This window comes from Catenulispora subtropica (assembly GCF_039531675.1).
GTDB classification, from domain to species: Bacteria; Actinomycetota; Actinomycetes; order Streptomycetales; family Catenulisporaceae; genus Catenulispora; species Catenulispora subtropica.
Genome location: NZ_BAAAQM010000021.1, coordinates 1 through 21,991 on the forward strand (window position 1 = coordinate 1; position 21,991 = coordinate 21,991).

Annotated in this window: 22 protein-coding genes and 1 tRNA gene; 10 read left to right on the forward strand and 13 right to left on the reverse strand. The window is 70.0% G+C overall.

Features of this window, described 5'->3' with window-relative positions; translation table 11 throughout:
• Nucleotides 1–690 precede the first annotated feature (690 nt).
• Nucleotides 691–879, reverse strand: coding sequence for a hypothetical protein (locus ABD466_RS19170; protein ID WP_344658461.1), 189 nt, complete (start codon nucleotides 877–879; stop codon nucleotides 691–693).
• A 152-nt stretch (nucleotides 880–1,031) separates the two neighbouring features.
• On the opposite strand from ABD466_RS19170, the gene ABD466_RS19175 reads away from it, so the two are divergent.
• The 4 genes from ABD466_RS19175 (at nucleotide 1,032) to ABD466_RS19190 (ending at nucleotide 4,826) form a co-directional block, all read left to right on the forward strand.
• Nucleotides 1,032–1,355 carry an ArsR/SmtB family transcription factor gene (locus ABD466_RS19175; protein WP_425558681.1) on the forward strand — a complete coding sequence of 108 codons (324 nt, stop codon included), beginning with the start codon at nucleotides 1,032–1,034 and terminating at the stop codon, nucleotides 1,353–1,355.
• The gene (locus ABD466_RS19180; protein ID WP_344658462.1) at nucleotides 1,352–1,621 is read left to right on the forward strand and encodes a hypothetical protein; all 270 of its coding nucleotides are present in this window, start codon (nucleotides 1,352–1,354) and stop codon (nucleotides 1,619–1,621) included. Before ABD466_RS19175 ends, ABD466_RS19180 begins: the two co-directional genes overlap by 4 nt.
• A complete protein-coding gene (locus ABD466_RS19185; protein ID WP_344658463.1) occupies nucleotides 1,618–2,421 on the forward strand; it encodes a sensor domain-containing protein in 804 nt (267 codons plus the stop codon). The genes ABD466_RS19180 and ABD466_RS19185 overlap by 4 nt, the downstream gene beginning before the upstream one ends.
• Nucleotides 2,422–2,585: 164 nt before the next feature.
• Nucleotides 2,586–4,826 (forward strand): MMPL family transporter, encoded by a 2,241-nt coding sequence (locus tag ABD466_RS19190; protein WP_344658464.1) that lies wholly within the window; start codon nucleotides 2,586–2,588, stop codon nucleotides 4,824–4,826.
• Between the two features lie 77 nt (nucleotides 4,827–4,903).
• Here the strand turns inward: ABD466_RS19190 and ABD466_RS19195 are convergent, their stop codons facing one another.
• Nucleotides 4,904–5,788, reverse strand: coding sequence for a sigma-70 family RNA polymerase sigma factor (locus ABD466_RS19195; protein ID WP_344658465.1), 885 nt, complete (start codon nucleotides 5,786–5,788; stop codon nucleotides 4,904–4,906).
• 91 nt (nucleotides 5,789–5,879) lie between these two features.
• On the opposite strand from ABD466_RS19195, the gene ABD466_RS19200 reads away from it, so the two are divergent.
• The 3 genes from ABD466_RS19200 to ABD466_RS19210 all read left to right on the forward strand — a co-directional run bounded on the left by ABD466_RS19200 (nucleotide 5,880) and on the right by ABD466_RS19210 (nucleotide 7,980).
• A complete protein-coding gene (locus ABD466_RS19200; RefSeq protein ID WP_344658466.1) occupies nucleotides 5,880–6,638 on the forward strand; it encodes an SDR family oxidoreductase in 759 nt (252 codons plus the stop codon).
• 94 nt (nucleotides 6,639–6,732) lie between these two features.
• Entirely contained in the window at nucleotides 6,733–7,407 is a 675-nt protein-coding gene (locus ABD466_RS19205; protein WP_344658467.1) for a rhomboid-like protein, read from the forward strand.
• Between the two features lie 48 nt (nucleotides 7,408–7,455).
• The gene (locus ABD466_RS19210; protein ID WP_344658468.1) at nucleotides 7,456–7,980 is read left to right on the forward strand and encodes an RNA polymerase sigma factor; all 525 of its coding nucleotides are present in this window, start codon (nucleotides 7,456–7,458) and stop codon (nucleotides 7,978–7,980) included.
• Between the two features lie 94 nt (nucleotides 7,981–8,074).
• On the opposite strand, the gene ABD466_RS19215 is transcribed toward ABD466_RS19210, so the two are convergent.
• Entirely contained in the window at nucleotides 8,075–8,575 is a 501-nt protein-coding gene (locus tag ABD466_RS19215) for a universal stress protein (RefSeq protein ID WP_344658469.1), read from the reverse strand.
• A 178-nt stretch (nucleotides 8,576–8,753) separates the two neighbouring features.
• Here ABD466_RS19215 and ABD466_RS19220 point away from each other — a divergent pair, with 178 nt between their 5' ends.
• Nucleotides 8,754–9,302 carry a hypothetical protein gene (locus tag ABD466_RS19220; RefSeq protein WP_344658470.1) on the forward strand — a complete coding sequence of 183 codons (549 nt, stop codon included), beginning with the start codon at nucleotides 8,754–8,756 and terminating at the stop codon, nucleotides 9,300–9,302.
• A 6-nt stretch (nucleotides 9,303–9,308) separates the two neighbouring features.
• On the opposite strand, the gene ABD466_RS19225 is transcribed toward ABD466_RS19220, so the two are convergent.
• From ABD466_RS19225 to ABD466_RS19240, 4 genes are all read right to left on the reverse strand, one after another.
• Complete coding sequence (locus ABD466_RS19225) at nucleotides 9,309–11,567, reverse strand: protein kinase domain-containing protein (RefSeq protein WP_344658471.1); 2,259 nt, start codon at nucleotides 11,565–11,567, stop codon at nucleotides 9,309–9,311.
• Between the two features lie 45 nt (nucleotides 11,568–11,612).
• Entirely contained in the window at nucleotides 11,613–12,779 is a 1,167-nt protein-coding gene (locus tag ABD466_RS19230) for a hypothetical protein (protein ID WP_344658472.1), read from the reverse strand.
• The gene (locus ABD466_RS19235; RefSeq protein ID WP_344658473.1) at nucleotides 12,779–13,309 is read right to left on the reverse strand and encodes a SigE family RNA polymerase sigma factor; all 531 of its coding nucleotides are present in this window, start codon (nucleotides 13,307–13,309) and stop codon (nucleotides 12,779–12,781) included. The genes ABD466_RS19230 and ABD466_RS19235 overlap by 1 nt, the downstream gene beginning before the upstream one ends.
• A 73-nt stretch (nucleotides 13,310–13,382) precedes the next feature.
• A tRNA-Arg gene (locus ABD466_RS19240) sits at nucleotides 13,383–13,455 on the reverse strand.
• 133 nt (nucleotides 13,456–13,588) lie between these two features.
• On the opposite strand from ABD466_RS19240, the gene ABD466_RS19245 reads away from it, so the two are divergent.
• Nucleotides 13,589–13,813, forward strand: coding sequence for a DUF5302 domain-containing protein (locus tag ABD466_RS19245; protein ID WP_344658474.1), 225 nt, complete (start codon nucleotides 13,589–13,591; stop codon nucleotides 13,811–13,813).
• A gap of 109 nt (nucleotides 13,814–13,922) precedes the next feature.
• Here the strand turns inward: ABD466_RS19245 and ABD466_RS19250 are convergent, their stop codons facing one another.
• Both ABD466_RS19250 and ABD466_RS19255 read right to left on the reverse strand, forming a co-directional pair.
• Entirely contained in the window at nucleotides 13,923–14,522 is a 600-nt protein-coding gene (locus tag ABD466_RS19250) for a hypothetical protein (RefSeq protein ID WP_344658475.1), read from the reverse strand.
• Between the two features lie 141 nt (nucleotides 14,523–14,663).
• Nucleotides 14,664–16,043: a threonine/serine exporter family protein gene (locus ABD466_RS19255; RefSeq protein ID WP_344658476.1), complete on the reverse strand. Its 1,380-nt coding sequence runs from the start codon at nucleotides 16,041–16,043 to the stop codon at nucleotides 14,664–14,666.
• A gap of 135 nt (nucleotides 16,044–16,178) precedes the next feature.
• Here ABD466_RS19255 and ABD466_RS19260 point away from each other — a divergent pair, with 135 nt between their 5' ends.
• Nucleotides 16,179–17,363 carry a polysaccharide deacetylase family protein gene (locus tag ABD466_RS19260; protein WP_344658477.1) on the forward strand — a complete coding sequence of 395 codons (1,185 nt, stop codon included), beginning with the start codon at nucleotides 16,179–16,181 and terminating at the stop codon, nucleotides 17,361–17,363.
• A gap of 83 nt (nucleotides 17,364–17,446) precedes the next feature.
• Here the strand turns inward: ABD466_RS19260 and ABD466_RS19265 are convergent, their stop codons facing one another.
• The 4 genes from ABD466_RS19265 to ABD466_RS19280 all read right to left on the reverse strand — a co-directional run bounded on the left by ABD466_RS19265 (nucleotide 17,447) and on the right by ABD466_RS19280 (nucleotide 21,987).
• Nucleotides 17,447–19,294, reverse strand: a complete 1,848-nt coding sequence (locus ABD466_RS19265; RefSeq protein ID WP_344658478.1) for a cell wall-binding repeat-containing protein — start codon at nucleotides 19,292–19,294, stop codon at nucleotides 17,447–17,449.
• A 136-nt stretch (nucleotides 19,295–19,430) separates the two neighbouring features.
• Nucleotides 19,431–19,607: a hypothetical protein gene (locus ABD466_RS19270; RefSeq protein ID WP_344658479.1), complete on the reverse strand. Its 177-nt coding sequence runs from the start codon at nucleotides 19,605–19,607 to the stop codon at nucleotides 19,431–19,433.
• A gap of 189 nt (nucleotides 19,608–19,796) precedes the next feature.
• Entirely contained in the window at nucleotides 19,797–20,924 is a 1,128-nt protein-coding gene (gene cds1, locus ABD466_RS19275; protein ID WP_344658480.1) for an L-cysteine desulfhydrase Cds1, read from the reverse strand.
• 115 nt (nucleotides 20,925–21,039) lie between these two features.
• Nucleotides 21,040–21,987 carry a metal-dependent hydrolase gene (locus ABD466_RS19280; RefSeq protein WP_344658481.1) on the reverse strand — a complete coding sequence of 316 codons (948 nt, stop codon included), beginning with the start codon at nucleotides 21,985–21,987 and terminating at the stop codon, nucleotides 21,040–21,042.
• Nucleotides 21,988–21,991 lie beyond the last annotated feature (4 nt).

Below are 21,991 nucleotides of genomic sequence, written 5' to 3' on the forward strand. Positions count from 1 at the left end.
GCGGACAGATCGTCATCCCCGACGGGGGTCGGAGAGCGTCTGCCTACCATGTGTTTAGTAGACACTCAGCGCTGGCGCTGAGGTCGCATGGCATCGAAATTAATCGGCACACTGTTGAGTTCTCAAGTAACAGACGCCCGAACCACTCGTATCAGAACTTCCGTTCCGACCGCTTGCGACCCGGCGTTGTCTCAGGTCTTGCTTTGTTTTTTTGTCTTGCTTCGCTTTAGATCTTAGCAGATCCGCTGCGCTTCTTGCAATTTCTTGCTTTCTCGCTTCCGGCTCGGTTTCTTCGCCTTCCGCATTCCCGATCTTAGCAGATCGTTTCCGCGTCTTGCGCTTCCACCTGGCCTTCGGCTCGCTCGGGGCTATTCGCTCCCTTGCGGTGCTCCAGACTGTATCGGTACTTGTTTCCCGCTTCCAAATCGGCCGTTCGCCGGCCGTTCGGAATGGAAATCCCGGTTCCGACACCGAGAGAACACGATGGGGCCGACGCCGAGAAGGCGACGACTTTTCGATCGGGTTGGCTCTCGCTGAAGATCACCCCGGGTGATCGCTCGCTCGCGCGGCGCTTCCCTAAGGGGCAACGTCGTGAAAACTTAGTCCGCGAGCGGAGCCGTGTCAAGCTCCCTGATCACGGACGGGTCAACCGCGGGTCAGTCCGCGGTCAGCCCGCGGTCAGCCCGCGGGTCAGTCCTCGTAGTGCGGCGGCCGGTCGGCCATCAGCTCCAGGATCCGCGCCTTGTCGCCGGCCCCCGTAGTGGAGGACGGGTCGCGGTCGCCGAGATCGTCGTCGGTCTGCTCGGGGAGCACGTCGCCGAACATCTCGTCCCAGTCCACGACGCGCTCGTCGGCGTCCCAGCCCGAGTTCTCGCTCATGGCCACCAGTGTAGGGCAGAGGGGGTGGCTGCGGGCTGTTCCCCGAACACTTGACAGCCTCTTCGGTCACCTGTCAGTCTCGTCTTACAGGTGATAGCGAGCCTGTCACCGAGAACGAGGAGGCCGCCCTGAACACCGAGGAACTGCTCGCGATGCTGGGCGCCGTGGGCCACGCCCAGCGGCTGCGCATCATCGCCGAGCTGTACACCTCGGCCCGGGACGGCAGCCGCGCGCACGTGAGCGAACTGGCCCGGCGCCTGGGACTGTCGCGGCCACTGCTCTACATGCACCTGGAGCGGCTGGAGGCGGCGGGCCTGGTGGCCGGCCACCTGGAGCTGTCCGAGGACGGCAAGGCCATGAAGTACTTCGAGTTGATGCCGTTCGCGCTGACGCTCGATGCCGAGACGATCGCCGAGACCGTGGCACGGGATGCCGAGTCCGCGACGGACGCGAACACGAAGGGTGGAATCGGATGAACACGGGAGTCGTGCTCGCCGACGGCGGCAGCGGGAACGGCGGAGTCATCGCGGTGGTGATCGTCGCGATCATCTTCACGGCCATCGCGGTGAGCGTCGTGTCCTTCTTCCAGCTGCAGAAGCACCGCGCGGACGCGGTGGCGTACGCCGCCTACCGCAAGCTCGCCGAAGAGGCGGTGGAGAAGCAGGACCAGTTGTTGACCGAACTGCGGACCCTGGACCTCAAGGTCGGGGAGATCGAGCACCTGCTGAGGAGCGTCGAATGAGCGTCACGGAGACCACTCTGTACGACACTCCTATATGGAGCCGTCTGCGGATGCACCGCAATCCGCTCCGCATGGCGTTCTCCGCCGGAGTCTGGGCCTCGGCGTGGTACCTGTTCGGCTACCTGATCATCGGCACGGTGGTGTTCTCGACGGTGACGACGATGGCGGCGACGTCCGTCTCGCTGGTCATCGTCTGGGCCGGCCTGCCGCTGCTGATCGGCACCGCCTACTTCATCCGCGGCTGCGTGGTGATGGAGCGCGGCCGGGCCCGCTCGGTCGTCCCCGAAGGCCTCCCCGCGATGGAGCCGATGGGCGCCGCGGACGGGTTCTTCGCGAACCTGAAGGCTTCGTGGCAGGACCGGGTGACACAGCGCGGACTGGTCCACTTCATCGTCTTGTACGTCCCCCTGTTCGCCCTGAGCACGGTGGTCTTCGCGATCTGGCTGTCCTTCCTGGGCATGATCACCCTGCCGATCTGGTACCGCTACCTGCCCTACGACTTCGACGGCCAGCGCATCCACGGCATGGCCTGGGGCTACTTCCCGCACGGCCCGCACGGCAAGGACGCCATCGGGATCTGGATCGGCAGCGACCTGTCGGCGGCCGTTGCAGCGGCCGTCGCCCTGGTCCTGTTCCTGGCCTGGAACTACGTCCTGGTCGCCACCGCCCGGGTGCACGCCACCGCGATCCGCGTTGTGGTCACCGGCCGCGATCCGCTGAGCGCGGCCCGGCGGATGCTGGAGACCCCGGGACCGCTGAGCACGGCAGCGGCGGCTCCGCATCACACAGCGGAGATCTGAAGCACCGGGAACATCAGCAGGAGTACCGGGAATACCAGCAGGCCCCCGAAAGAAGAAGCGGGCCGGGCAGATGTTGCAGCATCCGCCCGGCCTGGCAAGACCCCGCACCAGCCAGTCACGTCAGCTCTCACACATCGATGGCCCAGCCATGGAGGGGATCTCTCATGTCCAAGCTAACAGCACGTCCGCCCTTGGTGGAAAGGGTGGCGGGCTGGAGCGCCCGCCACAAGAAGACAGCCGTCTTCGGGTGGCTCGCCCTGATCGTCGCGGCCGTCGTGATCGGCGGGATGGCCCACTCGGCCAAGAAGGAGAGCTACGACCCGGGCGAGGCGGGGCGGGCCGAGCGGGCGTTGAACGCCTCCGGCATGTCGCCGCAGAGCGAAAGCGTTCTGGCGCAGAGCCTGTCCGGCGCCCCGTTCGCCACCGACAAGGAGTTCCGGGCCGCTGTCTCGGACGTCGCCGCCGCGCTGCGCGCCCTGCCGGACACCGCGACCGACGTCCGTTCGCCGCTGGACGCCGGTGCGGAGGGCAGGGCTCTGGTCTCCAAGGACGGCAAGTCCGCGCTGGTGACCTTCGTCGTGGCCGGCGACAAGGACAAGGCGCAGACCACCGTCGTCAAGGCGCTGGACGCCGTGGCGAAGGTCCAGGCCGCGCATCCCGGGGTGCGGGTCGAGGAGGCCGGGACGGCGTCGGTCGACAAGGCGATCAACGACATCGTCGGCGAGGGGTTGCAGAAGGCCGAGTTCAGCTCGGTGCCGGTGACCCTGGTGCTGCTGCTGATCGTCTTCGGGGCGCTGGTCGCCGCGTCCATCCCGCTGCTGCTGGCGCTGACCGCGGTGGCGGCGGCGATGTCGTTGCTGGCGATCCCCGGCCACTGGATGCCGATCAGTGAGAGCACCTCCTCGATCGTGCTGCTGGTCGGGATGGCGGTCGGGGTGGACTACTCGCTCTTCTACATCCGCCGCGAGCGCGAGGAGCGGGCCCTCGGCCGGTCGCCGCGCGAGGCGCTGCGGATCGCGGCCGCCACCTCCGGCCGGTCGATCGTGGTGTCCGGGCTGACCGTGATGGCGTGCCTGGCCGGACTGTTCCTGACCGGCATCGACGAGTTCTCCGGCTGGAGCATCGGCACCATCCTGGTGGTCGGCATGGCGATGCTCGGCTCGGTCACCGTGGTCCCGGCACTGCTGTCCTGGTTCGGCGACAAGGTCGACAAGGGCCGGGTGCCGATCCTCGGCAAGCGCCGCACCGTCGCCCGCGAGTCCCGGTTCTGGCGGTCGCTGGTCCGGCAGGTGGTGAAGCGGCCGCTGCTGTGGGGGGTCCCGACGCTGGTCGCCCTCCTCGTCGTGGCGCTGCCGGCGACCGGGCTGAAGGCGAAGAACTCCGGCGGCATCGACCTGACCTACGGCAAGCCGATCAGCCACACGCTGGAGCGGCTGCAGACCGCCTTCCCCGGCGGGCCGGCCCCGGCGCAGCTGCTCGTGCACGGCGACCCGGCCGTGTTGAAGGGCCGTGAGATGACCGGCGCCATCGCCGCCCTGCAGGGGATGATCCCCAACGGCGCCCAGGTCACCACGCAGACCAGCGCCGACGGCCACTACCTGGCCGTCTCCGTCCCGCTGGCCGGCGACGGCGCGGACAGCGCCTCCGCGGCCGCGCTGGGCGACCTGCGCTCCCGGGTGCTCCCCGCGACCCTCGGCCACGTCTCCGGCATCGAGTACAACGTCGGCGGACTGGCGGCCGGCCAGAGCGACTTCGGAGACCAGCTGCACCGCACCACCCCGCTGGTCGTCGGCTTCGTCGTGCTGCTCGCCTTCCTGCTGATGGTGGCCGCGTTCCGCTCGCTGGCCATCCCGTTGACGGCCGTCGCGGTGAACCTGCTCTCGGTGTGCGCCGCGTACGGCATCGTGAAGTGGATCTTCCAGGACGGCCACCTGGAGAAGCAGCTCGGCTTCCACGCCTACGGCGGCGTGGTGGCCTGGCTCCCGCTGTTCATGTTCGTGATCCTGTTCGGGCTCTCGATGGACTACCACGTGTTCGTCCTGAGCCGGATCCGCGAGCTGCGGCTGCGCGGCGTGCCGACGAAGCAGGCGGTCACCGGCGGCATCGCCTCGTCCTCCGGGGTGGTGAGCAGCGCCGCGCTGATCATGGTGGCGGTGTTCTCGCTGTTCGCCATCATGCCGTTCGCGCCGATGAAGATGATCGGCATCGGCATGGCGTCCGCCATCGCCGTCGACGCCACCCTGGTCCGCGGCGTCCTGGTCCCGGCGATCATGAGCCTGCTGGGCGAGCGCAACTGGAAGCTGCCGCGGGCGCTGCGGTGGATCCCGGGCATCGCCCTGGAGAAGACGGCGGCGCCGGCGGTGCCCACACGGATCTACGAGCCGGGGCGGGTTCCGATCTCGTAAGAACGGCTGTAAAGAGAACCGCGGCGTCGATCACGACGCCGCGGTTCTCTTATGCGGGTTTCGCTTATGCGTTCTTCCTAGGCAAGCCCCAAAGACTCCGCCACCACCGCGAGCCGCTCCGGGTCGAGGATGACCTCGATCGAGGCCACCTTCCCGTCGACGACGGTGAAGGCCATCAGCGAGATCGGCTTGCCGTCCCGGATGGCGAACACACCCGGCGCCCCGTTGACGAGCACCGGCCGGGCGAACGGCTGGAGCGAGCGCGCCAGTGTCGCCTGCGAGGCGACGGTCTCGGCACCGGTCAGCTTCGCGGTCTGGCCGGCCCGCAGCAGGCCGCCGTCGGCGCGCAGCACGACGTCCGGGTGCAGCACCGCCACCAGCGCCTGGAAGTCGCCGTTGCGGGCGGCGGCGAAGAACGCCTCCACCGCGGCGCGCTGCTTCGCCAGATCCGGGTCAGGCACCGGCGCCTTGCCCTCGACCCGGCGCCGCGCGCGGCTGGCCAGCTGGCGCGTCGCGGCCGGGGTCTTCTCCAGCAGCTCGGCGATCTCCTCGAACGGCACGGCGAACATGTCGTGGAGCACGAAGGCGAACCGTTCCGCGGGCGCCAGCGTGTCCAGGACGATCATCATCGCCAGCCCCACCGAGTCCGCGGTCAGCGCGAGCGTCTCGGGGTTGGTCTCGTCCTCGGCGCACACCACCGGGTCCGGGATGTGGATCTCCAGCGAGTCCTCCTTCCGCTGGGTCCGCGCGCGCAACATGTTCAGGCACACCCGGGCCACGATCGTGATCAGCCACGCGTCGTAGTTCCGGATGTCCTCGGACGCCGCCGCGCTCGCCCGCAGCCACGCCTCCTGGAGCGCGTCGTCGGACTCGCTCAGGGACCCCAGCATCCGGTACGCCACCGCCCGCAGCCTGGGCCGATACCGCCGGAACTGTTCGGCCAGAAAGTCTTCGTCCGCCACCTGGTCACACACTCCTCGGCCGCCGTGTCTACCCCGTGAGCCCGCTGGACGGGCTCCCAGTAGAGATACCAAACGCCAGACAGGAGCGATCATGACTGGGAAGATCTTCGTCACCGGCGGCACCGGCACCCTCGGCGGGCACGTGGTTCCGCTGCTGCGCGCGGCCGGCCACGAGCTGCGGCTGCTGAGCCGCAAGCCGCGCGAGGCCGCGCCGGGTGTGGAGTACGTCACCGGCGACCTGCTGGTCGGCGACGGCCTGGACGCGGCGCTGGCCGACGTCGACGTCGTCCTGCACATGGCCGGCGGGAAGAAGGGCGACGACGTCGCGACCCGGAATCTCGCCGAGGCGGCCGCGCGCGCCGGCGTCCGGCACATCGTCTACGTCTCGGTGATCGGCGCGGAGACGGTGCCCGTGGCCTGGCTCCGGATGAAGGCGGCGGCGGAGCGGGCGATCCAGGAGTCGGGCGTGCCGTGGACGATCCTGCGCGCGGCGCAGTTCCACGACCTGACGCTCACCGTGGTGCGCGCCATGGCGAAGTCGCCGGTGGTGCCCAAGCCCGGCGGCCTGCGGTTCCAGCCGGTGGACTCGCGAGACGTCGCGGCGCGGCTGGTGGAGCTGGTGGAAGACGCGCCGGCCGGCCTGGTGCCGGACATCGCGGGACCGGAGGTGATCGCGATGGGCGACCTCACGCGGTCCTACCTGAAGGCCACCGGGAAGCACCGCGTACTGCTGCCGGTTCACATCCCCGGGAAGACGGGCAAGGCGTACCGGGCCGGAGACAACCTGACGCTGGAGGGCGCGCTGGTGGGACGGGGTACGTGGGCCGACTTCCTGGCAGCGCACGTCTGAAACGCAGTGTGCGTACCTGAACATCGTATGAAGGATTACGCAGTGCGGGCGGCGGTGTTGGCAGGATGGGTCCCGGCTTCAGAAAGGGGTCATCGTGTCCGCCGCCCGAGTCCGCGGTCTGCTGCTGCGGCTCCTGCGCAACCCCGCGTTCTGGTACGTGGTGGTTCTCGCCGTCGTCGGCAAGGTGGAGGAACGGATCTCCGCGGACCGGCTGCAGCGGTTGATGGACTGGTCCTCGACGAACCTCGACAACCTGCGGCCGTCGGGGCATCCGGCGGAGGCCTTCGTGGTGTCGGCGTTCGTCCCCCAGGAGTCGGCGGGGGTCTGGCCGCTCTTCGCGCTGTCGGTCTTCAGCGTCGTGGCCGTGCTGGGAGCGCGGAAGGCGGTGCTGTTGCTGGCGTCGGTGCACGTCGGCGTGAGCGTGGTGACCGAAGGGCTGGTGTGGTGGCGGATCCACCACGGCTCGCTGCCGGGCTCCGAGGCCCACGGGTGGGACACCGGGCCGTCGTATCTGGTGGTGACGGCGATGGTCGTGGCCATCGGCTGCGCGCGCCAGATCTGGGTGCGCCTGCTCTGGGCGGTGGCGCTGGCCGCGGCGACACCGAGTCTGCTGCAGGGAATCGACGGCGGTGACTACACGGCCATCGGTCACTTGTTGTCGTCCGCTGTGGGGCTCGCAGTAGTGATTCGCCTGCGACTCCTACCACGGGACATCGCAATGAGCCCTGAGTCGTACAGTCAGACCCCCCTATGGGAGGGGGTCGAATAGACCTTCAGTGGCTATCGGTACGCCGGGTTCCCAGGCGAACCTGGATGTATGACCACGATGGTTCTGTCCGCCCCGGAATGCCACCGCCAAAGCGGCCCCGACACCGTGGCGGAGCTCTATGCACAGCACCGGCTGCCGCTGACCCGGCTGGCCGTGCTCATGCTCGGCGACATGGCGAGCGCCGAGGACGCGGTCCAGGAAGTGTTCGTCAAGCTCTGGTCCCGTCCAGAGTTGTTGGACAAGATCGCGAGCCCGTCGGCGTATCTGCGCACCGCGGTCGTGAACCGCGCCCGTTCGGTGCAGCGGCGACGGAAGACGGAGCGGGAGTACCGCCCGATGTTCGTCCCGGACGTCGAGCCCGCGGAGGCGACGGCGATGCTGCCGCTGGAGCACCGCGAGGTCGTGGAAGCGGTGCGGGCGTTGCCCGGACGTCAGCGTGAGGTGATGGTCCTGCGGTACTGGGCCGACCTCTCAGAGGCCGACATCGCGCGGACGCTGGGCATAACGCGCGGGACGGTGAAGTCCGCGGCGAGCCGGGGGATGCAGACGTTGACCAAGCAGTTGCGGAACTGAGCCGCGCCGAGGTCCCGCATACAGCGAATACAGCGAAGCGGCCGGTCGCAGAGTTCGAGGAACGACCGGCCGCGGCTTGGGGTGGGGTGACGGATCAGGCGTCGGCGCCTTCGGAGGCGGGAGCCTCAGCGCGGGCCTCGGCCAGGTGTGCCGACGGGACCACCAGCACGGGGCGCCGGGCGTGCTTCAGCACCTTGGCCGAGACGCTGCCCACCAGCAGCGAGTGCAGGCCGGTGAGGCCACGGGAGCCGGTCACGATGATCTCGGCGTCGACTTCCTCGGCGAGGCGGTCGATGGTGTCGGCCACGGACTGCGCACCCTCCGACTCCCAGCGGGCGGTGGCCTTCAGGCCGAGCTTGGAGGCCAGCTGGGCACCGGACTCGGCGACCAGCTGCGCGCCCTTGGCGACGACGGCCTCCTCGTCCTCGGAGACGGTGACCCCGACGAAGGCCTCGGCGACACCCATCTGCGCCATCAGCGGCTCCCAGACGGTGACCAGCACGGCCTCCCGGCCGGCGAAGGTCTTGGCCGCGAATTCCAGGGCGGTCTTGGCGTCCGCGGAGCCGTCGTACGCGATGAGAAGAGTGCCGGCCATGGTGGTTCTCCTTCGGTGAGACCTTCGTGGTCCTTGAGACCTTCGTGGTCCTTCGTGATCCATGTTCGACGCTTGCAACGCTCACACGGTTGAGAACATTCCACCGCACCCTCCGCCTTATGTAAGTCGTTGATACTCCCGGGATCGTCGGGATCCCCGCGAGGACTGGGAGGTCAGGATGGGTGTGCGCGGGAAGAGGGCAGCGGTTCTGCTGGCCGCGGCGCTGACCGCCGCCGGCGTGGCGGGACCGGGGACCGCGTCGGCGGCTGTGACGGTCACGACATCCGGCCGGGTGTGTCTGTTCGACGCCCCGGACGGTGCGCTCGGGCTCGGACACGTGGGGTGGGCGTACCGCTCCGCGGACGGCGACGACGGCGGCGACTGGGACTACGGCGCGACGCTGCAGAGCCGCAACTGGCACAAGCACGGGTCGGAGCAACAGATGCTGCACGAGTTCGCGACTTTGGACGAATCCGGCGGATACCGCAGCTACCGCTGCAAGGACACGGCGGGCGACGACACGCGCGCGGCCGACACGACGATGAAAGCCGGCTTCGCCCGGCCCTACGACCTGGCCACCGACAACTGTCTGACGCGGTCGATCGAGATCTTCAAGGCGTACGACAGCTCGGGCGGGCTCAACGGGCTTGCCGACGGCAAGTTCACGTTCCCGAACGCGTACTTCAACTACGCGCTGCCCGGGTGGGGCGACGAGACGAAGCTTTGAGCGGGGTCACCTCGCGGTGAAGGCGCGGACCGTGGACGCGTAGCCGATGTAGACGTAGGCATCGTCTGCGGCCACGTGCCAGTGCCAGTCGTGGGCGGAGTCCTTGGGAGCCTTCTCGTGGTACTGCCACAGGGTCTCTCCGGTGGCGGCGTCCAGGGCGACCAAGGTCTGGGAGTAGCGGTCGACGATGTAGAGGTTCCTGCCGCCGAGCGCCATCTCGCACTCCAGGTTCGGGTTGCGGAAGTCCTTGGGCCAGGCGGCGCGCCACTTCGGGGCGCCGTCGGAGGCCTTGAAGGCGGTGATGACATCAGCCCCGAGGGAGACCTCCGCGGCGGCGTAGACGGTGTCGTCGTCGGCGACCACGGCGTGGAACATGCCGCGGTCGCCGCCTTCGGAGGCGCCGACCGGCCAGAGGTGGTGGCCGTTCTCATCGAGGGCGTAGAGCCGGTTGGCGGCCCAGTAGACGGTCTTGCCGTGACTGGTGATGGCGGTGGCGAAGGCGCTGTCCTGGCCCTGCTGCTGAGAGAGGTCCTGAGCGGTCCAGGCCAGGGTGCCGGTGTCGGCGCGGTAGGCCGTGAGCTGGTAGCCGCCCGGCTGCGAGATGAGGACGAGGCCGGTGCCCTCGCTGTAGTGCGGCGCGCCGTCGAAGGCGTCCAGCGGGGTCTTCCAGGTCTGCCGGCGGGACCGCGCGTCCACTGCCCACAACCCGGAAGAGCTCGCGGGCGCGGACTTCGGCGACGACCACACCACGACGACGTCGGAGGACGCGCCGACGAGACCGTTCGGGAGCCAGTCGACGGGTGGCGGGACGCTCCAGGACTGAGTGCCGTCTTCGGTGGACAGGGCGATCAGTTCTCCGGAGCCGTAGGAGAGCTCGTACACGGTGTCGCCGGCGACCGGGAGGGAACCTCGGTAGAGCTCGGTGAAGGTGTGATCGACGGGGCTGTCGGCTGCCCAGCGCCGGGTGCCGGTGGCACCGTCGAGGACGGCGAGTCCGGAGCCGGCGACCAGGACCGTGCCGTTCGCGGCGGTCAGGATCTCCGCATAGCTGGGGACGGTCTGGGACCACAGCGGCTCTTTGAGGGGACCGCCGAGGAGACCCGGGGCCTTGCGGGTCGGGAGCTCGGCTCCGGTGTCCGCCCCGGAGTCCTTGCCGACCTCGCCGCCGGTCGCCTTGGTGTCACCGCCGGGCATGGCCGCGATGCCGGCGCCGATGCTCAGGGCGGCCAGGCCGAGGCCGCCGAAGATCAGGAACTTGCGGCGGGTGGGGTGGGGCGTGGGATGCGCGGGCGGGACGGGGTGCGCGCGCCGGGGGTCGCCCTTGGGGCTCGCCTTCTCCAACGGCATGACGGTCGTCGGGGTCGCGGCGATGATGGCGTCGGGGCCGAGGAGAGTCGCGTCCTTGGGCGGCTTCTCGGTGCGGGCCTTCTTCGGGGTGTCCCGGTTGGGCTGACGACGTCCGCCGTCGTCCCCGAACAGGGTCAGAAGCTCGCGGGTCGAGGGACGGCTCTTGGGATCGCTCTCCAGACAGCGGCCGACGACCCCGCGCAGGCCCTCGGGGACCTCGGCGAGGTCCGGTGTCGACGACGCCTGCCGGAGCAGCACCGTCGGCGCCGGACCGGAACCGAACGGTCCCTTGCCGGTGGCGGCGAAGGTGAGCACGGCGCCGAGCGCGTAGATGTCGGCGGCCGCCGTCGCGTCACCGCCGAGGGCCTGCTCCGGCGCCATATAGCCGGCGCTGCCCAGGACGAAGCCGGTCTCAGTGAGCCCGGCGCCGTCCTCCGCCCGGATGATCCCGAAGTCGATCAGCCGTGGTCCGTCGGCGGCCAGCAGCACGTTGCCGGGCTTGAGGTCCCGGTGCACCAGCCCCGCCCGGTGGATGTCCCGCAGCGCCTCCGCGAGTCCGGCTCCCAGCCGCCGGACCTCGTCGGCGGCCAGAGGCCCGTCGTCGTCGACCTTGTCGGCCAACGAAGGCCCGTCGATGTAGGCGGTGGCCAGCCAGGGACGCTCAGCATCTGGATCCGCGTCCAGCACCGGCGCCGTATAAGCCCCGCCGACCTTCCGCGCCGCGGCCACCTCCCGCCGGAACCGCGCGCGGAAACCGGGATCGTCGGCGAGCAGGTCCCGCACCACCTTCACGGCGGCCAACCGCCCGCCCGGCGAGCGCCCGAGGAACACGTCTCCCATGCCCCCACCACCGATCCGTCCGATCAGTTCGTACTCGCCGATGGTGCCGGGATCAGTGGAACGCAGGGGACGCGTCATGAGATGAGCATACTTTTACGGGCTGCCGGGCAAGCGGTCCTCACCTCAGGGAGCTGATGGGGTGGCGGGGACGCCGGGTCCGTTGCCGGCGTAGCTGGTGCCTGTCACCCCTCCGGCTGCGTCGTAGGACACCGCTCGCAACGGCGGCCGGTCCGCGCGAACGAAGGCCGCGACAAAACGGACCCCGCCGATCTCGACTGGCTCGACCGTCTCCCGGGTACCGTCCGGGTACTCCAGGACGACATGGTCGACGGCGTCCGTGACCTCGTTGGCCGCCCATCTGGAAGTGTGGTCACTTTTGACTCCGGACAGGGCCGAACGGAGATCGAGCCCGTTGAGCGGGTCCGGCTTCGAGGGGCCGAGCGCGAACATGCCCTCGTCCACGTAGACGCCGAACGGTCCGACATAGGCGGTTACCTGGTGTGCCTGGTAGCTGCGTTCTTGGCCGGTCCGGGTCGCGACGACGCCATATGCCGTCGGCACGTCGGGAACCGCCCCGGCGGGATACCACAAGCCCCAATCGGAGGGGTGGCCGGGACGGTTCAGGGCGACGGTGACCTGATCTCCGGAGGGAATGCGAGCGACCAACCGGTCGATCGGATAGCTGTGGGGAAGCCGCAGGACCGCGTAGCGGTACCCGCGGAAGACCGCCGGTTCGAGGTGCAGGTCGGTTCCGTCGTCCAGGTAGACGTCCACGGCGGTCACCGTCTGGTCCATCCCGATGAGGTACCCGTCGGAGGTCTTCCCTGTGACACTCTCAGCGACGCCCACGGGCTTGGCGAGGTAGTCCTCGGAGATCGGGGAGAGGAAGCAGGAGCCCTCCTCAGCGACGCAGACCTCTTCCGGATCGGGCACTCCCGCCTGGACCGACCAGCGTGCTCCGTCGATCGACCCGGACCAGATCGGGGTGCCGTCCGGTGCGGAGCGCGGCGGGTCGACCGTCACCGTGTGGTGGGTGGTCACCGGGTGGTTGGTCCAGGGCGGCGGGACGTCGGCGGGGTGGGAGCGCAGCACGAAGGGGAGGGTGGCACCGGCCACCGCCACCACGGACAGCACGCCGGCTCGCGCCGCGCGCCGCCGCGTCTTGATCGCCTTGCCCCAGCCCGTGACGGACCCGAGCGGCGCCGCGCCGACGGCGAAGGCCCCGAGGTCGGCGGCCAGGCGCTCGGCCAGGTCGGCCTCGGCGGTCCAGTCCTCGTTCACCTCGTTCATCACGCCGGGCTCCCGTCCCGCAGTTGCGCGCTCGTCCGTAGCTTGGCCAGGGCCCGCGACGCCTGGCTCTTCACATTGCCGACGGAGCAGCCGAGGATGGCCGCCGTCTGGGCCTCGGTGTAGCCGTCCCAGTAGCGCAGGATGACGACCGCGCGCTGCCTGGGCGGCAGCTCCATGAGCGCGGCGACCAGCGCCGAGCGCTCGTCGAGGAACCGGGTGCCGTCGGCGACGGCCAGGTCCGGCACCGCCGCGGTGAACCGCTCCGGCACCCGCGGGCTGCGGAAGCGTCGATGGTTGGCGTTGATCAGGATCTTGCGGACGTAGGCGTCCGGATCATCGGCCGCGCGCACCCGGCCCCACCCCGCGTAGGCCTTGGCCAGCGCGGTCTGGGCGAGGTCCTCGGCATGTCCGCGGTCCCCGGTCAGCCCGTACGCGAACCGCACCAGCGCGGGCCAGCGGCCGAGCATGAAGTCACGGAACTCGGCGTCGTGGTCGGGTGGCGCCACTGCGGCGGGATCGATTCGGGTCAACGCCGCCTCCCCCCTGGTCTCCATATTCCTGGAGAGACCACGCGGCGCGCGGGAAGTTGCACGGAGTTGCAGGTGCCCCCGGTTGGATTCGAACCAACGACCCCCCGCTTAGGAGGCGGGTGCTCTATCCCCTGAGCTACGAGGGCGCGTAGCGCTGACAGCTTACTAGGTGCGGCGTCGGTCGGGGCCCGTGATATCCGTGTGGTGCGGGGTGCGCCGGTCGTGGCAGGCTGGCGGGAAGAGTACGTTCGCCACATCGCACATCATCAGGAGGCCGGTATGGACACCACCGCGGCGGGATCGCAGCCGGAGCCCGGCGAGCCGGGGGGTGGGCCGGAGACGGCATCGGCCGAGGAGCAGAAGAAGAAGTTCCTCGAGGCGCTGGAGGCCAAGCGGACTGCCGCCGGCCGCGGCGCCGGGGGCGGGCCCGGCGAGTCGAAGATCCACTCCGCCCACGGGCGGGCCGGGGCCAAGCGTCAGTTCCGGCGCAAGAGTGGCGGGTGACCCGCGCCACAGACAGGCGTATATATAGAGGTCGCACAGAGCTGCTGAGGGACGTTTCCGAGGGACTGCGGGAATGTCCCTCAGTGCTTGCCGGGCCTTTTTCGGCAGGTCAGCGCGCCGGGGAGGTCAGCTCGTCGGGGAGGGCGTAACGCCAGATGCAGGTGCGGGTGCCGCCCTGCTGGGGGTCCTCGTAGGCGGGTTTGCAGGAAGCCCGTGCCACGGCCGCCGCCGACCCGTTGAGCGTCTCGGTCGTGGAGCATGTGGATGAACACCCGTAGCCGACGACCACCGACGCGGGCGTGTAGGGCCGGGTCTCGGGCAGCCGTAGCCCCTTGAGCGCGCGATAGGCCGTCAGCAGCCGGCCGGGGTAGCCGGTGTCGGCTCCCAGGAAGCCGTTGTTCACCCGGACGGTGCCAAAAGTTCCATCGGCGAAGCGCACGCCGAGTGTCGCGCTGCTGCCGTCCGTGATGACGAGCTTGCTCGGGGGATCCTGCGGCAGGCCCTTCAGTCCGGTCCGGGCCGTGCTCACCAGATCGGCGTAGGCATCCGGGCTCAAGGTCGCCGTCCGCCGCGCACCCGCCACCACGGTCCCGTCCCCGTAGACGACCAGGTCCGGCACCCGGATGCCGCCTCCCGGCGTCCAGGCCATCAGCCCGCCGAGCTCGTCGAACTGCGCGACCCGCATGGCGGCGTCGGCGGGATTCGGCACCGGACGGGGCTGCGCACCTGATCCACACGCCGCGAGACCCGCGACCGCGCCGGCGGCCCCCGCCACCCCCAGAACCCTGATCACCCGCGCCCGGCCACCGCCCATGTGCCTTCGACGCGCCGCCTCAGGCAGCGGTTCCCGCTACTCCCCGCCCATCGCGCTTCCGCCCGAACCCAGCCGCCGGCGGAACCGCCAGATCAGCTCCGTGCGCCCCGCCGACCGTCCCAGGACCCGCGCAAGCTCACCGCCGAGGTTCACTCCGGCGCCGATCCCCAGCCCGAGCGACACCGCGGTCTCCAGGGAGGCGAGGCCGCGGCCGCTGTCCCCGCTCGTGATCTGCAGCATCGCGAAGTACACCGCCGATCCGGGCAGCAGCGGCCCGATCGCGGGGATCACGTACGGCAGCGCGGACGTGCGGTACCGGCGGGCGATCAGGTAGCCGATCAAGCCGACCGTCATCGCGGTGACGGTGGTGGCGATCACCGGGGACAGTCCCCACTGCACTCCGTACGTCGCCCCGGCCCAGCTGAACGCGGCGCCGCCGGCGGCGAACGGCAATATCCGGCGCGGCGTGTGGACCGCCACCGCGAACGACACCCCGAGCGCGGCGGCGACCAGGGCGTACGCCGGATCGGCCCGGACCGGGGCGAGCTGCTCGTCGACGATGAAGCTCGCGCCCACGTGCCGGCCCACCATCAGCACCAGCGTGATCCCGCTGACGAGGGCGCCGACCAGGAACACCACTTCCAGCAACCGGGCCGACGCGGTGATGTAGAAGCCTGTCAGCCCGTCCTGGATGGCGGCGACCAGGGCGCGGCCGGGCAGCACCGTGAACACCCCGCCGACCACCACCGCCGAGCTGTTGATCCCCTGCACCCCGAGGCGGTCCAGGATGATCGCCGCGATCGCGCCGGGGACGGCGGCGACGGCCAGGAGGTAGAACGGGGGCAGCCCGAGCCGGGCGAGGCGGCGGTAGAGGAAGTCGCCCAGGATCGCGCAGACGAACGCCACGATCGAGGCCCGGTAGCCGCCGCCGACCAGGATGGCCGCGGTGGCCGCGATCCCCCCGAGGCTGGCGACGATCGCCCGGTGCGGGTAGGGGTACTTGTTGCGCCGGATCGCGGCGAGGCGGCCGTACGCGTCCTCCAGCGACACCCCGCCGAGGCTGATCTCGACGGCGAGGCGGTGCAGGTCGGCCAGGCCGGTGTAGTCGACGGTGCGGTGCCGGACCACCCGCTCCAGCGAGATCGGGGTCTCGGTCACGCCCGGCTGGTAGGACAGCGTGATCACGGTGAAGGTCACGTTGGTCTCGCATCGCACCAGGCCGTACGCCTCGGTGATGCCGAGCATCGAGACCTCGACGTCCTCGCTCCCCTCGCCGCTGGCGAGCAGCAGTTCCCCGATCCGCAGCGCGAGGTCGATGACGCGCGCCGCCGAGGAGGGCTCGACGGGACGCTCCTCGGGCAGCCCGTTCCGCGGCGCGGCGCCGCGGATCCTGGACCGGTGCTCGTCGGATTGCACGCGACGAAGATACCGAATCGACGTGTGTTGATCCCATTACTCATAGTCACTGCTTGACCAGGTGCGAAGCGCTGACCAGTGACGTTTGGGAACACGCGAGCGATCAGTGATTATTATCAAATGATTCGCCCGTCGATGTCCCGTTTCCCCGACCGCAAGAAGGCCCTCGCCGTCCTCGCCGCCGTCAGCGCGGTAGGGGTGGCAGCCGCTGCGTGCGCGGGCGGCGGGTCCGGCGGGAAGCCCCAAGCGGCGGGGACGCGGCCTTCGTCGTCGGCGTCGAGCTCGGGGACGTCGGGCGCGACGGGTGGTGCGGACGGCTCCTCGGGGACCTCGGGTCACGCCGGCACCGGCAGCGCGACGCCGGGCGGGCCGAGCGGCTCGTCCAACGGTCCGTCGTCGGGCGGCACGACCGGAAGCAGCGGCGGCACGACGTCGCCGAGCGGCTCGTCCTCCAGCTCCGGCGGCCCCAGCCCCACCGCGGTCATCCCCACGACGCCCGGCTACCAGCCCCCGGCCACGCCGCGCAAGAACGCCGGCGTCGACTGCTCGACCGCGAAGTGCATCGCCCTGACCTTCGACGACGGCCCCGGCCCGGACACCGGCCGGCTGCTGGACCTGCTGCAGCGCGAGAACGTCCCGGCCACCTTCTTCGTCCTGGGCGACCAGGCCGAGAAGTACCCGGCGACGGTCCGCCGCGAGTACGCCGAGGGCCACGAGGTCGGCAACCACACCTACGACCACAAGGACCTCTCGACCCTGTCCGCCGCCGCGGTCCAGGCCGAGATCAAGCACGGCGCCGACGCGATAGCCGCCACCGGCATACCGCGCCCCACCCTGGTCCGCCCGCCGTACGGCGCGGTCAACGACACGGTGCGGACGTACGCCGGATATCCGTTCATCATGTGGCGCGTCGACCCGCTGGACTGGAAGTACCCGAACGCGGTGCGGGTCGCGGACCAGATCGTCAGCCACGCGCAGCCGGGGCGGATCGTGCTGTCGCACGACATCCACAAGACGACGATCGACGCGATGCCCGCGGTGATCCAGCGGTTGAAGCAGCAGGGGTACACGTTCGTGACGGTCAGCACGCTGCTGAAGGGCGTGAACCTGCAGAACGGGCAGTCGTACTTCACGCGGCCGGCGGCGATGACGGGGACGGGGGGCGGGTCGGTTCAGGCTCCGCAGTACTCGCAGACCCCGCAGGGGCCGCAGCCGCCGCAGGGGCCTCAGGGGCCGCCGAGCGGTCCGGTCGGGGGCGCCGACCCGGGGGTCCCCAACGGCAAGCAATCCGGTGGTACCGGCGGTCCTTCGCAGCACTGAGTGGCGCACGCACCAGTGCCCCGCCGAACGATCGCCCGGCGGGGCACTGGTCAAGTCCTGCTATTCAGTTGTCACAGTGACGCTCAGAACGAGCCGATGGTGGCGACCTTCATGATCGACGCGACCGCGCTGGCGACGGCGTCGGTCACGGCCACCTTGCCGCCGAAGATGTCGACACCGGAGGTGGTGGCGGCAACCGTCTTCAGCGCGGAGTTGGTGGCGTCGGACAGCACCTTCGGGTCGGTCAGCAGCAGCGGGCCGCCGGCGGTGGCCATGTACGCGCCACCGGTCAGGGCGTCCGGGTAGGCCAGGCCGGTCGCCAGACCGATCCGCGCCTTGGCGTCGAAGCGCGAGGCCACCATGGCGGCGGTCTCGTAGCGGGTGTTGCCGACCGCGCCGGCGAAGTTGCCGACCCACTTGCCGGTGGCGTCCTTGTGCTGCTCCACCGCGCCGGCGATGGTCTTGGCCGCGGTCACGGCCGGGCCGCCGATGGCCGCGACGTCGATGTCCTTGTCGCTCAGCTTGCTCTTGACGTACGCCGCGGTGTTCGCGTCCAGCGCGCCGCCGTTGCTCAGGACGATGGCCGCGTTGCCGCCGCCGAACACGTCCGCCGCGTACGGGCCGGCGGCCAGCGCGTCGGCGAAGCCGTTGTTGTTGGTGCCGTTGTCACCGCGCGCCAGGATGACGTGCGACGGGTCGCCCATGCCGTCCTTGGCGATCGCCAGCGCGGTGCCGAAGCGGTCCTCACCGGACAGCCGCTTGACGGTGTAGCCCTTGCCCTCGAGCTCCGCCTTGATCCCGGCGCTGATCGCCTTCTCGCCGCCCAGGACGTAGATCACGGTGTCCTTGGTCGGCAGGACCCGCTGGATCTCCTTGAGCACGTCCGGGTTCGTGGTCGCGTCCGCGCCGTTGGTCAGCAGCAGCGGGCCGCCCACCTTCTTGGCCAGCGGCACACCGGCCAGCGCGTCCGGGAACGAGGTGCCGGTGGCCAGCACGACCGACTTGGCCTGCATCCGGTGCAGCTTGTCGGTGGCCGAGGTGCCGTTGTCCGCCCACTGGTGCTGCGAGATCAGCAGACCGGTCTTGTAGCGGTCGTCACCGGCGGCGCGGTTGACGGTCACGGTGACGGTGCCCGCCGGGCTCACGACGACGTCGAAGGTCTGGGCCTCGGTCTTCGAGTTCGCGTTGCCCAGGCCGTCGTCCAGCTGCACCGACAGGTGGTAGGTGCCGGCGGTGGTGTAGGAGTGCGACAGCTTGGCGTCGGTCGCGAGGATCGCCGCCGGGTCGCCGGTCAGCACCGAGTCGGCGGCGGAGTCACCCCACTTGATGGTGGTCTTCGCCGTGGCCTTGGCGCTGGGGTCGACCGTCGAGCCGGCCAGCTTCACGACCACCGGGCTGTTCGCGGCGGGGGTCTTGGTGGAGACGTCGGCGACCAGCTTGGGGGCCGCGACGGTGACGACCGGCGCCTTGACATCGACGGAGAGGGGGGTGGCGGTTACGGTCGGGTCGCCCATACCGTTGTCGATCTTGAGGGAGACCGAGTAGGTGCCAGTCGCCTTGTAGGTGTAGTCGACAGTGTTCGCCGGCTTGCCATCCCCGTCGAACGAGACGGCCTGGTCGGCCTCGCCGCTCTCGCCGAAGTTGATCCAGATCTTTGCGTTGGCCAGATCGGCGTGGGTCTTGTCGATCACGGTGCCGGCGATGTCGACGGTCACCTTCAGGTAGTCGGCGCCGGTGTGCTGGGTGTAAGAGTTCAGCAGCGCCGTCGTGCTGCTCGCCGAAACGTCCTGCGAGTGCGCGATGCCCGACGTCGTCGCGGCGTTCGCCGCGCCCGTGCCGATGACACCGACGCCGACCGCGGCCAGGGTGGTGGTGACGGCCAGCGTCGAAAGACGCTTGCGGGCCAGAGAGGGCTTGTTCTGGATTCCCATGAGCGGGGGGACCTCCGGATGTGGCCGGGTGCCTGGGACTGGCTCTTCCGGCGAATTTGCTATCCATGTTCTGTTATGGGGATCCTCGGTCGCCTCTGATCGGGAGGCGGTTGAGGAGGTGCGGCCGGTCTGCGAGTCAGGGCATGGAGCCCCTCACCGCGGTGGCCACCTGGTGGTACGCGGTGTCGCTGACAGTGCCGAGGCTCACGCTCAGGCTCGGCGGCGCGGCCGGCGCAGGGGTCGCGGCCAGGGCGCCGGGGACGGGTGCGGCGATGGCCGACACCGCCCGAGGGGCTCTGGTCGTGACATGCATGTGGCTACCTCCGAGGACGGCACGTGAAGTTCCCACGCAACCCTCGCCCGGGGTCGGACATCTGCGCATCCTGCGATGTACGTAGAAATCCGTCGGCCTCTATACGTAGTGCCAATGGTTGCGCTGTCGCAGGTAAAGACTTCTCGACAGCTTTGAAACAATCATCGGGAGGCGGTACTTCTCCCCGCCTTAGTCGGCCCACTTTCCGGTAGTGAGCGCTGCCTGGAGTCGCGTCGCGTACGGTGCCACATCGAGTCCGTGTTCCGCCAGCCACGTGTCCGACTTGTAGGTGTTGCGGTAGCGCTCGCCGCCGTCGCAGAGCAGGGTGACGATCGAGCCGCGGGCGCCGGCGGTGCGGAGCTCGCACATCAGCTTCACCACGCCGTAGAAGTTGGTGCCGGTGGAGCCGCCGGCGTCGCGGCCGGTGAGTCCGGAGACCAGGCGCATCGCGGCGATCGAGGCGGCGTCCGGGACCTGGATCATCCGGTCCACCACGTCCGGCTGGAAGGACGGCTCGACGCGGGGGCGGCCGATGCCCTCGATGCGCGAGCCGCGGCCGGTGGCGTACCCCGGGTCGCGGCGGCGCCAGCCCTCGAAGAAGGCCGAGTTCTCCGGGTCCACCACGCAGAGCTGGGTGCCGTACCGCTGGTAGCGCAGGTACCGGCCGATGGTCGCGGAGGTCCCGCCGGTGCCCGCGCCGACCACGATCCAGCACGGGCAGGAGAAGCGTTCCTGCGCCATCTGCTCGAAGATCGACTCGGCGATGTTGTTGTTCCCCCGCCAGTCGGTGGCCCGCTCGGCGTAGGTGAACTGGTCCATGTAGTGCCCGCCGCCGGTGTCGGCCGGCGCCTCGGACGCCACCCGCCGCGCCTCCTCGTACAGCGCCCCGGGATCGTCCACGAAGTGGCAGACGCCGCCCTGGAACTCGATGAGCTCGCACTTCTCCTTCGACGTCGACCGTGGCATCACCGCCACGAACGGCAGACCCAGCATCTTGGCGAAGTACGCCTCCGACACCGCGGTCGACCCGCTGGACGCCTCCACGATCGTCGTCCCCTGCCGGATCCATCCGTTGCAGAGCCCGTACAGGAACAGCGACCGCGCCAGCCGGTGCTTCAGCGACCCGGTGGGGTGCGTCGACTCGTCCTTCAGGTACACGTCGATCCCCCACTCCGCCCAGTGCTCGGGCAACGGCACCCGGATCAGGTGGGTGTCCGCGGACCGGTTGGCGTCCGCCGAGACACGGCGGATCGCCTCGTCCACCCAGGCGCGGCCGGACTGACAGACGGGGTCGGAGACGTCCATGGCTTGCTGCATGGGTTCATGCTAGATCGCCGGGGAAGGGCATACCTTCCCAAAATGGGATGCTTCTGAAAAAGGCGGGGCCGCGGCAGCCCTGATCTGCCACGGCCCCGCCGTCCTTGGGGGCCCGCTATGCCCGCTCCGCGGTCCCGTCCTTCCGCGCCGCCGCAAGCTCGGCCGCGTACACCGCCGCCGGGGAGATCGCCAGGTAGTCCAGGGCGGTCTGGGTGGAGCCGTGGTGTGAGGGGTGGTACGAGGGCTTGAGGTACTTCGGGACCTCGAGGACCAGGCTGGACATCGAAGGGAGGCGGCCGCGCTTGTGCGCGGCGCGGAAGCGGGCCATGAACTCGCGCTGCGTCATGCGTCGAGGCCGGCCGGTGCGGATGTCGTGGGGGTCGGCCGCGACCATGAACTTCGCACCGCGGCCCCAGATCCAGGCGAAGGCTGTGGCGGTGACGAGCATGGCGCGGACGCGGCGGGCGTAGGAGCCGTCGAGGTGCATGAACAGGTCGTAGGCGACGGAGCGGTGTTCGACTTCCTCGGCGCCGTGCCAGCGGAGGAGGTCGAGCATCACCGGGTCGGCGCCGGCTTCGTCGAGGCCGCGGGAGTCGACGATCCACTTGCCGAGGACCGCGGTGAAGTGCTCGATCGCGGCGATGATGGCGAGGCGTTCGCGGAGCCACTTCTTGCGGGCGGACGGCGGCATGGTGCCGTCGCCGAGGAGTTGCTCGAAGAGCCACTCGACCTGGTCGACGAAGGGGTCGGGGTCCAGGCCCTGGACCTTCATGTGGTGCAGGACGTTCTGGTGCGCGACCGCGTGCGTGCCTTCCTGGCCCATGAAACCCTTGACCTCGGCCTTGAGCCGCTCGTCGCGGATGTAGGGCAGGACCTGCTTGTAGACGTGCACGAACCAGCGCTCGCCGGCCGGCAGCAGCAGGTGGAGCACGTTGATGATGTGGGTCGCGTACGGGTCCTCGGGGACCCAGTGCAGCGGGGTGTTCTCCCAGTCGAACTTCACGCGCCGCGGTTTCAGGTCCGGGTGGCGTTCGAGATCCGGGAACGCCGGGGTGTCAGCCATGGTT

What these genes read in the sequence shown, in the direction of transcription:
- ABD466_RS19170 (WP_344658461.1), bottom strand. Translation starts at nt 879, where the DNA reads ATGAGCGAGAACTCGGGCTGGGACGCCGACGAGCGCGTCGTGGACTGG.
- ABD466_RS19175 (WP_425558681.1), top strand. Translation starts at nt 1,032, where the DNA reads ATGCTGGGCGCCGTGGGCCACGCCCAGCGGCTGCGCATCATCGCCGAG.
- ABD466_RS19180 (WP_344658462.1), top strand. Translation starts at nt 1,352, where the DNA reads ATGAACACGGGAGTCGTGCTCGCCGACGGCGGCAGCGGGAACGGCGGA.
- ABD466_RS19185 (WP_344658463.1), top strand. Translation starts at nt 1,618, where the DNA reads ATGAGCGTCACGGAGACCACTCTGTACGACACTCCTATATGGAGCCGT.
- ABD466_RS19190 (WP_344658464.1), top strand. Translation starts at nt 2,586, where the DNA reads ATGTCCAAGCTAACAGCACGTCCGCCCTTGGTGGAAAGGGTGGCGGGC.
- ABD466_RS19200 (WP_344658466.1), top strand. Translation starts at nt 5,880, where the DNA reads ATGACTGGGAAGATCTTCGTCACCGGCGGCACCGGCACCCTCGGCGGG.
- ABD466_RS19210 (WP_344658468.1), top strand. Translation starts at nt 7,456, where the DNA reads ATGACCACGATGGTTCTGTCCGCCCCGGAATGCCACCGCCAAAGCGGC.
- ABD466_RS19215 (WP_344658469.1), bottom strand. Translation starts at nt 8,575, where the DNA reads ATGGCCGGCACTCTTCTCATCGCGTACGACGGCTCCGCGGACGCCAAG.
- ABD466_RS19220 (WP_344658470.1), top strand. Translation starts at nt 8,754, where the DNA reads ATGGGTGTGCGCGGGAAGAGGGCAGCGGTTCTGCTGGCCGCGGCGCTG.
- ABD466_RS19225 (WP_344658471.1), bottom strand. Translation starts at nt 11,567, where the DNA reads ATGACGCGTCCCCTGCGTTCCACTGATCCCGGCACCATCGGCGAGTAC.
- ABD466_RS19230 (WP_344658472.1), bottom strand. Translation starts at nt 12,779, where the DNA reads ATGAACGAGGTGAACGAGGACTGGACCGCCGAGGCCGACCTGGCCGAG.
- ABD466_RS19245 (WP_344658474.1), top strand. Translation starts at nt 13,589, where the DNA reads ATGGACACCACCGCGGCGGGATCGCAGCCGGAGCCCGGCGAGCCGGGG.
- ABD466_RS19260 (WP_344658477.1), top strand. Translation starts at nt 16,179, where the DNA reads ATGTCCCGTTTCCCCGACCGCAAGAAGGCCCTCGCCGTCCTCGCCGCC.
- ABD466_RS19265 (WP_344658478.1), bottom strand. Translation starts at nt 19,294, where the DNA reads ATGGGAATCCAGAACAAGCCCTCTCTGGCCCGCAAGCGTCTTTCGACG.
- ABD466_RS19270 (WP_344658479.1), bottom strand. Translation starts at nt 19,607, where the DNA reads ATGCATGTCACGACCAGAGCCCCTCGGGCGGTGTCGGCCATCGCCGCA.
- cds1 (WP_344658480.1), bottom strand. Translation starts at nt 20,924, where the DNA reads ATGCAGCAAGCCATGGACGTCTCCGACCCCGTCTGTCAGTCCGGCCGC.
- ABD466_RS19280 (WP_344658481.1), bottom strand. Translation starts at nt 21,987, where the DNA reads ATGGCTGACACCCCGGCGTTCCCGGATCTCGAACGCCACCCGGACCTG.